Raw genomic sequence first — 1,262 nt, 5'->3', positions numbered from 1 at the left:
CCAGGATCTCCGAGACCGGGTAACGGGATTCGCGGCGGACGGCCATGAAGATGCGCGGCATGACGGGGAAGTGGAACGCCATGTGGCATTCGTCGCCGCCGGAGGCGTAGTCGCCGAAGTAGTCGACCACGTCCTCGGGCCACTGGTTGGCCTCGGCGAGGATCACCGTGTCCGGGTAGTGGGCGTCGATCTCCTTGCGGACCCGTTTGAGGAACTCATGGGTTGCCGGAAGGTTTTCGCAGTTGGTGCCCTCCCGCGCGTACAGGTACGGCACCGCGTCCAGCCGGAACCCGTCGATGCCGAGGTCCAGCCAGAACCGCAGCGCGGAGATCATCTCCTCCTGCACGGCCGGGTTCTCGTAGTTGAGGTCCGGCTGGTGGGAGAAGAAGCGGTGGAAGAAGTACTGCTTGCGGACCGGGTCGAAGGTCCAGTTGGAGACCTCGGTGTCGACGAAGATGATGCGGGCGTCGGCGTACTGCTTGTCGTCGTCGGCCCACATGTAGTAGTCGCCGTAGGGCCCGTCGGGGTCCTTCCTCGACTCCTGGAACCACGGGTGCTGGTCGCTGGTGTGGTTCATGACGAAGTCGATGATCACCCGCATACCGCGCTGGTGGGCGGCGTCGACGAACTCCACGAAGTCGGCGAGGTCGCCGAACTCGGGGAGCACGGAGGTGTAGTCGGAGACGTCGTATCCGCCGTCGCGCAGGGGGGACTTGAAGAAGGGCGGCAGCCAGAGGCAGTCGACGCCGAGCCATTGCAGGTAGTCGAGTTTGGCGGTGATGCCCTTGAGGTCGCCGACACCGTCGCCGTTGCTGTCCTGGAAGGAACGGACGAGGACCTCGTAGAAGACGGCTCGCTTGAACCAGTCGGGGTCGCGGTCCTTGGCGGGGGTGTCCTCGAACGTGTCCGGAACGGGCTCGTTGACGATCATCGTGTGGGTGACCCTCCGATCTGCGGGTTGGACGGTCGCAGGACGGTGAGGACGTGCGCGGGCCGGGTGCCCGGTTCGAGGCGCACGTAGTTGGCCCTGCCCCAGTGGTAGGTCTCGCCGGTGAGCTCGTCGCGCACCGGCACCGACTCGTGCCAGTCCAGGCCGAGTTGCGGCATGTCCAACGAGACCGTCGTCTCCTGGGTGTGGTGGGGGTCGAGGTTGACGACCACCAGAACCGTGTTCGAACCGCTCTTCTTCGAGTAGGCGATCACCGCCTCCTTGTCGGTGTGGTGGAAGCGCAGCGTGCGCAGGGTGTGCAGGGCGGGGTTCT

At 65.5% G+C, this 1,262-nt stretch carries 2 protein-coding genes; both read right to left on the bottom strand.

Going from position 1 to position 1,262, the window contains the following annotated elements; translation table 11 throughout:
• A partial coding sequence (locus AQJ64_RS43995) for an alpha-amylase family glycosyl hydrolase (RefSeq protein ID WP_244902736.1) occupies positions 1-931 on the bottom strand: 931 nt, incomplete at its 3' end.
• Positions 928-1,262 (bottom strand): alpha-glucosidase C-terminal domain-containing protein (locus AQJ64_RS43990; protein WP_211286540.1); only part of this gene is annotated, 335 nt, incomplete at its 5' end. The genes AQJ64_RS43995 and AQJ64_RS43990, both read right to left, overlap by 4 nt.

It is taken from the genome of Streptomyces griseoruber (assembly GCF_001514205.1).
GTDB classification, from domain to species: domain Bacteria; phylum Actinomycetota; class Actinomycetes; order Streptomycetales; family Streptomycetaceae; genus Streptomyces; species Streptomyces griseoruber.
This window is presented reverse-complemented; position numbering and strand designations above follow the sequence as displayed.